8 protein-coding genes, 1 tRNA gene and 1 pseudogene are annotated in these 8,229 nt (G+C 45.1%); 5 read left to right on the forward strand and 5 right to left on the reverse strand.

Translation table 11 applies throughout. The annotated features are described in order from the left end of the window. Nucleotides 1–484, reverse strand: a 484-nt coding sequence (locus tag L693_RS0102920; protein ID WP_025715982.1) for a hypothetical protein, incomplete at its 3' end; no start/stop codon positions are given. A gap of 264 nt (nucleotides 485–748) precedes the next feature. Between L693_RS0102920 and L693_RS0102925 the strand changes: the two genes are divergently transcribed. Next, nucleotides 749–1,585: an HAD hydrolase-like protein gene (locus L693_RS0102925; protein WP_025715983.1), complete on the forward strand. Its 837-nt coding sequence runs from the start codon at nucleotides 749–751 to the stop codon at nucleotides 1,583–1,585. 152 nt (nucleotides 1,586–1,737) lie between these two features. On the opposite strand, the gene L693_RS0102930 is transcribed toward L693_RS0102925, so the two are convergent. Together L693_RS0102930 and L693_RS0102935 are read right to left on the reverse strand one after the other, a co-directional pair. Next, nucleotides 1,738–2,769 carry a ribonucleotide-diphosphate reductase subunit beta gene (locus L693_RS0102930; RefSeq protein WP_025715984.1) on the reverse strand — a complete coding sequence of 344 codons (1,032 nt, stop codon included), beginning with the start codon at nucleotides 2,767–2,769 and terminating at the stop codon, nucleotides 1,738–1,740. A gap of 20 nt (nucleotides 2,770–2,789) precedes the next feature. After that, the gene (locus tag L693_RS0102935) at nucleotides 2,790–5,123 is read right to left on the reverse strand and encodes a ribonucleoside-diphosphate reductase subunit alpha (protein ID WP_025715985.1); all 2,334 of its coding nucleotides are present in this window, start codon (nucleotides 5,121–5,123) and stop codon (nucleotides 2,790–2,792) included. A 537-nt stretch (nucleotides 5,124–5,660) separates the two neighbouring features. Between L693_RS0102935 and L693_RS0102940 the strand changes: the two genes are divergently transcribed. From L693_RS0102940 to L693_RS28750, 3 genes are all read left to right on the forward strand, one after another. Continuing rightward, nucleotides 5,661–6,008, forward strand: coding sequence for an MTH1187 family thiamine-binding protein (locus L693_RS0102940; protein WP_025715986.1), 348 nt, complete (start codon nucleotides 5,661–5,663; stop codon nucleotides 6,006–6,008). A gap of 74 nt (nucleotides 6,009–6,082) precedes the next feature. Next, nucleotides 6,083–6,154, forward strand: a tRNA-Thr gene (locus L693_RS0102945). 327 nt (nucleotides 6,155–6,481) lie between these two features. Continuing rightward, the gene (locus L693_RS28750) at nucleotides 6,482–6,595 is read left to right on the forward strand and encodes a sporulation protein YjcZ (protein ID WP_081752073.1); all 114 of its coding nucleotides are present in this window, start codon (nucleotides 6,482–6,484) and stop codon (nucleotides 6,593–6,595) included. 233 nt (nucleotides 6,596–6,828) lie between these two features. Here the strand turns inward: L693_RS28750 and L693_RS0102955 are convergent, their stop codons facing one another. After that, a complete protein-coding gene (locus L693_RS0102955) occupies nucleotides 6,829–7,113 on the reverse strand; it encodes a hypothetical protein (RefSeq protein ID WP_025715987.1) in 285 nt (94 codons plus the stop codon). A gap of 90 nt (nucleotides 7,114–7,203) precedes the next feature. Continuing rightward, nucleotides 7,204–7,752, reverse strand: a complete 549-nt coding sequence (locus tag L693_RS0102960) for a hypothetical protein (RefSeq protein WP_025715988.1) — start codon at nucleotides 7,750–7,752, stop codon at nucleotides 7,204–7,206. Between the two features lie 240 nt (nucleotides 7,753–7,992). On the opposite strand from L693_RS0102960, the pseudogene L693_RS0102965 reads away from it, so the two are divergent. Next, a pseudogene (locus L693_RS0102965) lies at nucleotides 7,993–8,229 on the forward strand (helix-turn-helix domain-containing protein); the annotation flags it as partial.

Raw genomic sequence — 8,229 nt, forward strand, 5'->3', positions numbered from 1 at the left:
CTATAGGCCATAGGAGTAGCGGCAGGAGGAAGGCCAGTATGATCTGTAATTCATACTCACGGTTCAGCCAGTGTCTTCCTCCATAGTACAGCAGTGTGATGGCTGCACCAGCTATGCCGTTGCTCCATGAAATGCCTGCTCCGGCAGGCGACATCACAGTACCAAGCAGGAGAAAGATACTGAATCCAGCGGCAAAGTACAGGCTGAGCTGCTCGGGCTTTCGCAGCCAAGGTAAAAAATCGTGCAGTGCATCGGCAGCAAGAGCTGCTGGAAGGGCAAAGCTGTAGGCCCACAACTGCGCGGTTAGCTCACCGCTATTGCCTGCTATAGTAGACGGAATCCCTGTTATTTCCTCTGCCAGATAGCAATACATCCATATGAGGCCAAACACCAATCCCCCACAAGCCAGTTTGTTCAGCGCATAACAACCTAGCTCCATTCGCCAAGGCATTTTGGAATTAAATTCATTCCAAGGCTGTCTCATGTTGCGATTCCTCCTTATGACACTCGGTAATCCACAACCAATAAAGGAATTAATTTCTATTACAATCCGCTTACGGTTTACGGCATTTCAGTTTACGTTAGCTGTGTATCATATTCCTAATAGTAATTTTTAGTCAGCAAGAGATAGATCGGAGTGAATGGTTTCCGTCTATTTGTTGTACCTTGCGAGCAAGTGAGACCAATGATGCAAATATCAAGGTAATAAAGATTGCGGATAGCCGCGGTACGGAGAGGCGGGGATTGCATGATACAGGCGGTTATTTTTAATCTTGAAAGTACATTGTTGGACCCCGGAGGGCGGGGCCTGATCCAGGGAATGCTTGATATTTTCAGATGGAAGGGTGTACAAGTAACCGAAGAGCAGGTATCACATGGGCGAGGGCTGCCGATCCGTGATCATATTGCCAATGTGCTGGGACTTTCAGAGGTTCGGAAAAAGTGGTTAGAGTGCTTCGGTACACATCCCGGAAGGACAGATATTGAGCATATTTATCTTGAGCTTGTCCCTGTTCTTCGCTCCTTGATTCAAGGGGCTGAGCCCGCGATCGGCATAGACAAGGCGTTGCATGAATTGCAGGATCGTCGTATTCAGTCGGGTGCCACCACAGCCTGCCCGATGGAGCTGCTAGGTCCTATTTTCACGCCTGCCCAGTCACCTTATACGTTGGATTGTATAGTAGCCCCTTGTGAAGTGTCGCAGGGACGTCCTTATCCGTGGATGATCTACGATATTGCACATCGCTTGCAGGTATTTCCGCTCAGCGATATTGTGAAAGTAGGAGATACGGCAGCCGATATGCAAGAGGGAAGGAATGCCGGCGTATGGACGGTAGGTGTATTGAACCAGAACAAAAGTGCGTTAACCGCGGCACAAACAAGCAGTTCTGAAATAGACGACAGAGTGGCTGAGGAACGACGCAGACAGAGCGTATACGGTTTAAAAAGGGCAGGAGCCCATATCGTCATGAACTCGATCGGTGACTTGCCGCGCATTTTACGTGAAATCGAAATGCTCCAGCACACGGGAGGCTATCCCTCTTATACGAAGCAGGTAAAAACAGCGTTGATGCCCCCGTCTTGAAGTGTCTCAATACACAGTTCTAAGTTATATGTATGCGCCATACCCGACGAAGGTGAACTTCTTATGGAATGGTCATATGCCTATCCCACGGTTTTTTATATGCCAAAAAGCCTTAACCCGGTAAATACCGAGTTAAGGCTGCATTTTGTTACTTACAAATCGTCAAATCCGTTGTCGTCTCCGACCTTGCCATAATTGCGTGATTTTGCTTCAAAAAAATCTGTTTTTGTTGCATTCAGCGCTTCATCCGAGAATGGCTTGATCCAAGGCATACAGTTTACATCTACGCCTTCATAGGCTTTGTCCATACCAAGCAGCCTCAGGCGCATATTTGCCATATATTTGATATAATCGCTCAGCTCGTTCAAGTCGATGCCACGAACCTCCTTGAGCGTATAATGCGCCCAATTCGTTTCCAGCTCTACAGCGCGGTTGATCATACGGTAAACATAGTCCGTATTTTCCTTTGAGTTCAGCTCAGGGAAATCAACCAAAAGCTGCTTGAACACTTCGGCAAAGAAGTAGCAATGCTGATTTTCATCACGTTGAATATACGAGATCATTTGGCTGGTGGCCATCATTTTTTGGTCACGGGCCAAGTTATAGAAGAAAGCGAATGTACTGTAAAAGAAAATACCTTCCAGAATCAAATCAGCTACCATCGCCTGGAAAAAGGTTTGCGGATTCTGCTCATCGCGGAATTCCTGATAAATGTCAGAAATGAAGGTGTTGCGCTCCAGCAGGACAGGATCGTTTTTCCAGTATTCGAAAATTTCCTTTTGCTCCTGCTCCGATACCAAGGAAGACAGAACGTAGGAGTAGGACTGGTTATGCACCACTTCCTGTTGCCCGATAATGGCCGAGATCGCTTCCAGCGAGGAATCGGTAAAATAGCGTTTTACATCTCCGACAAACATCGTTTGCATGGAATCCAGCACAGCCAGCAGACCGATGTTAATTTTGAATGTACGCTGTTCTTCGCCATCCAGTAAAGGGAACTGGGACGCGTCCTTGGACATCGGAATTTCATCCGGAATCCAGTGGTTCAGCAGGAGCACTTTATACAACTTGTACATATGCGGCATCCGAATATCGTTCCAGTTCAGAATGCCCGAGTTTTCGCCTTCAATAATACGGGTAGAGCGGTTAGGCGCTTCCGTGTTAAAAATCTTTTGTAACTGCATGGGAGATTCTCTCCTTTAGTTTAGGATGCGCAGCTTTCGCATTCTTCAATCGTCAGTGCGCGGCTGCGTACATAATAGGTCGACTTCATACCCGATTTCCAGGCATGGATGTGCAGTGCCAGGAATTCCGTAGCTTTAATGTCAGGACGTACATACAGGTTAAAGCTTTGGCCTTGGTCAATATGCCGCTGACGTGCAGATGCCATGTTGATCGAAGCATGCTGATCCAGCAGGAATGCCGTTTTGTAGTACCAGATTGTCTTTTCATTCAAGTCCGGTGCAGGATTGGCAATCTTGTAGGTTGTCTTCTCTTCATAGGAAAGCAGCTCATACAATGGATCAATACTGGCAGTAGAACCTGCAATGATCGAGGTGGAACCGTTAGGTGCAATGGCGAACAGCCATGCGTTGCGAATGCCGTTTTGTTTCACTTCTTCTGCAAGCTCGCTCCACTCGGACGAGGTGACGAATTTGCCTTCACGCGTACCGTCCGTATAGCCACGGGATGTGAAATAATGCCCGGTTGACCAGTCAGAGCCCTCAAATTTGGCATAACGTCCTTTTTCCTTTGCCAGCTCCATGCTGGATTTAACAGCCAAATAGTTGATTTTTTCATACAAATGATCGTTATAGGTTACCGCTTCATCAGACTCCCAACGGATGCCTTCGAGTGCGAGCAGGTGATGAAGACCGAACGTGCCCAGACCGACTGCGCGGTATTGGCTGTTCGTATATTGTGCTTGCAGCACTTCAATATTATTAATATCAATGACGTTATCCAGCATACGTACCTGAATCGGTACGAGACGATCCAGTACCCCTGCCGGAACGGCGCGAGCCAAATGGATGGAGTTCAGGTTGCAGACAACGAAGTCGCCAGGGATTTTGGAAATGACAATGCGTGTTTGTCCGTCCTTGGTGACCAGTTCCTCTTTTTCCACGACGGTCGCAGACTGGTTTTGCATAATTTCCGTACACAGGTTGGAGGAATATACCATGCCATGGGCCCGGTTCGGGTTGGCCCGGTTTACCGTATCACGGTAGAACATGTACGGCGTACCGGTTTCCAGCTGCGATTTCATCAGGCGTTTCATGATGTCGATGGCAGGCACCGTGATGCGGGAAAGTATAGGATGCTGCGACGCTTCCTCATATTTCTCACGGAAGGAGCCTGAACCGAAAGCTTCATCGTAAAAATCCTCCAGCCCCAATGGGCGGCCCTTTTCGTCCTTCCAGCCCATGACCTTCTTCACTTCATGCGGGCAAAAAAGGTTCCATTCGCCACGTGCTTCGACCCGCTCCATGAACAGATCGGGCAGACATACGCCGTGGAACACGTCATGTGCACGCATCCGCTCATCACCGTTGTTCAGCTTCAGGTCAAGGAACGCGAGAATGTCCTTGTGAAATACGTCCAGATAAACGGCAATCGCGCCTTTGCGTGTACCCAGCTGGTCTACGCTGACGGCCGTATTGTTCAGCTGGCGAATCCATGGAATAACACCCGAGCTTGTATTTTTATGTCCGCGGATATCGGAGCCGCGCGCCCGTACCTTACCGAGGTATACGCCGATGCCGCCGCCCATTTTGCTGAGACGGGCTACATCGGTATTGGAATCGAAAATACCCTCCAGCGAGTCGTCTACCGTGTCGATAAAGCAGCTGGACAGCTGTCCGGCCACCTTTTTTCCCGCATTGGACATCGTTGGTGTAGCAGCGGTCATGTACATGTTGCTCATCGCCCAATAGGCTTCCTTGACCAGCTCCATGCGCTTGTCCGCAGGCTCCTTGTGCATCAGGTACATCGCGATGATCATGTAGCGTTCCTGCGGCAACTCCATCACACGTCCGTCAAAGTCGTTCGCCAAATAGCGCTCAGACAGCGTCAGCAGCCCGATATAATCGAACAGGAGGTCATTTTGCGGCAAAAGGGAAGCACCCAGCTCATCAATTTGCTCTTTAGTATAGTAATCGAGCAATTCCTGACGGTAGATTCCCTTTTCAACCAGCTCTGTGATCAATGGATAGAAGGCGCCGTAAGGCTCGTCTGGATAGGATTTGTAACGGCGGTGAGTCGCCGCTTTTTTATACAAGGAAGTGAGCAAAGCACGCGCAGCGGCAAATTTCCAGTCCGGTTCTTCCTTGCTGACCAGTTCAAGGGCAGCCATCGCAAACGCGTTGCTGATTTCATCTCCCGTGACCTCGTCCCGGCGCAGCTTGCTGGTTACACCGCGAATGAGGCGGTCTTTATCCAGCTTGTCCAATCCGCTGAGTACACGGTCGGCATATACGGAAATGCGTATTTCATCAAAAGCCAGCTGGCGATTGTTTGGTTTTGTTACGAGTTGTGGCATAGGATTAATTCCTCGCTTTCCTGATTTGGAATACTTACTTAGGGAATAGGCATGAAGATGATCATGTTGACAAAGAAAATAATGAAAAAAGTGATGGTTCAGACAGCATTTTGAGGCTGTATGTAATCCCATAACGTAGAAATAGCGATGCGCTTGCCAATGAAGGAGGAGAAAGTTGGTTCCCATGCAATTTATCGGCTGCATCACTATATTTAGAAGTGTTATGAATATTTAACCCAACATATTGTGTTTATAAACTTAAAATTTCAAATAAGTGCAAGGAGTATTATAGCAACATTCGAAGCCATACGTAAAGGAAAAGGAATGGAAAATCAAAATATGCAGGGAAAACGCGGACTGTATTTGAATTGAGGCTGTGTGAACGGTACAATGAATGATAGAGAGTTTTTTTTTCAGAAACAATCAGCGCCTCAGCATACATATGGCCTTAATGTGGAATAAGGTTGCTCTATCGGATAGTGCTTTTAGATTTTAAAAAGTGAAGTGTAATTTCAAAAATAAAGGAGGCACACCACGATGGCCATCGCGGAAGTGACTGTAATCCCAATTGGGACGGGAAGTACCAGCCTGAGCGACTATGTTGCCCAAATGCAAAAAGTGTTAAAGACGCAAAAAGGAATTACCTATGAGCTTACCTCCATGAGTACGATTATTGAAGGCTCGTTGGACGATGTGTTTACCGCCATTGCAGCGCTGCACGAAGCGCCATTCCTGTCAGGGGCCAAGCGCGTCTCCACCTCGGTCAAAATCGACGACCGTCGCGACAAGCCTTCCTCCAGCCGTCAAAAGCTCCGTTCCGTAGCAGATAAACTGTCCGGCACAGGGATAGCGAATGTGACCGAATTAAATCCAAATCCTAGTTGAAAAAATGAATGTAAGTCATTGATTTTTATGTAAGTAAGAGTATAATAGTTTTTGTTGTCAGCTTATACTGACTCGCTGGTGTAGCTCAGGGGTAGAGCAACGCACTCGTAATGCGTAGGCCGGGGGTTCAATTCCCTTCACCAGCATCCTATGAAACCCAAGCACAGCGCGGCTTCCAAGCTTTTTGGAGGTCGCGCTTTTTTGTTGGAGTGAGCATTTTTCTACCATTTTTCTACCCTTTAGTCTAGTAAAGTGGTTTTTTGGTGTTAATATGCTCTCCTATTATTGAATCATAAAACGGAGGAAGAATATTATTGCCTCAACACACACGGACGTCGTTGTGTAATCGGAAAGCATCGGTAACATCCTGCCGGCTTAATGTCGGCGGTGTGTTTTTTATTTACCTGCTTGCCCTATCACAGAACGTATTTATACATATATTAAGGTGAGGACAAATAAAGGAGGTTAAAGCCATGGGTGCATATGGAGATACAGGTGCAGGTGTTGGCGGTATGTGGACTTCTACAGCGGCAATTTTGGTGCTCTTTATCCTGTTGGTTATCATCCTTAAATCGTGTTGGGTTTAATTTTGTAAAAAGGGCTGTTGAATAATATCACTTCAATCATTGCAAGGATGGTAAAAGGTTTAATCCAATGAGCAGCCTAGCCGGATTGTCAGCAACGGGCTTGTAGAACCAGTGTTTAAGATATACAAATGGTCAAAGATGATAAAGCTGCTTAAAACGAGTGTACACCCTATCGACTTTGGCTGGGTAGGGTGTTTTTTTTGTTATTGCTCACATATATTTACATCAATTTTTTATTCATCTTCCAAGTTAGATTCCAAAAATTCGATCCCCTTAACAGTAATACTTATCGACAGCACTTCATCCATTCCTTTTCCACCCATAGGTGTAATATCTATAAATCCCATAGACAAAAGATAGTGGAAAGCTAAGTGGCGTTCGGTATTTCGTTCTTGATATATGTCACGTTTTGTACCAGACATGCTGATTTCGCCGCCACTAAACCAAAGCTGGTATAATTCTCCTAGTATATCTAATCTTAACTTTTTGCGCTCTCTCACTTTCTCAATATCTACCATTTCGGTTCTCCCCTGTCAATAAAATGACAATGGTCAGGAACATTACATTATCTCTAATGTCCTGACCATTGTTATTCATAAACTTTATACTTATTTCAGTTCAATTTTATCTGGATCGTTGGAAATAATGATTTTCGGATCATAAGCTCTGGCAGCAGACCAATCTTGGATATTTGTTCCCCCTTGAGTGTGATATATGTTTCCAGACAAGAAAACTCTATACGTCCCTTTTTTGTCAGGGTAGAACGTACGTTCATTATGTTCATTAGCACCAAGACCACCAGGGTAATTATATCTTACAGTATCTACTGTTTTCCAAGAATGTAAAAAATCTTCCCTGTATTCTAAGGTCATTATTAAGTCTACCTTAGTAACGACCTTGCCGGGATTGGTATAGTCCCACTCAGCAAGTAATCCTCCAGTTCTTCGTACAGTCAGATCAAGGTAAACTTTTGCTTTTTGAAGGCTTATATCGCCATTACTATAAGTCTCATTGGTAACAGTAGTAGGGTTATTTGACTGTGCAACACTGATATTACTGGATTGAGCTTGTGTTATTTCTTGCGCTGAAACTAAACCGAATGGTGCAATTGCAAGCAATAAGACCAACATAGCGAAAACAGAAAAAAATTTCTTCATCCTAATCTCTCTCTATTATTGTGTATTTTATGTAACAATAGAATTATATCATATATATACCAATAATTATGCTATATTTTTTCAATAAAATGTAAAATGACTCTTTTGAACTACTTATTTTATAAAATTCTACAATGACTGCATAAAAATAAAAGTTATTGACAACTGTTAAATTATGGACAACAATAGAATACAATAATATAAAAGTTTTGGAATTTCTGTATGAAAGGTGGATATGACATGAAGCATACACCTACGATTCGGGCAGAATTAGACGGATATTTAAAACAAGAAGGTTTGAGTCTAACGCAATTTGGGCAAATTGCAGGCATGAATAGGGGAGCGGTAAGTGCTATTGTGACAGGGAATAAGTCAATGTCTGTTAACCAGCTTGACCTAATCACTGAGGCTATGGGTTTACCAGAAGGCCACTTTTACGACTTGTTTATAGAAAACTACATCATCGACCATCCTCCG

This window comes from Paenibacillus sp. 1-18 (genome assembly GCF_000520755.1).
GTDB classification, from domain to species: domain Bacteria; phylum Bacillota; class Bacilli; order Paenibacillales; family Paenibacillaceae; genus Paenibacillus; species Paenibacillus brasilensis.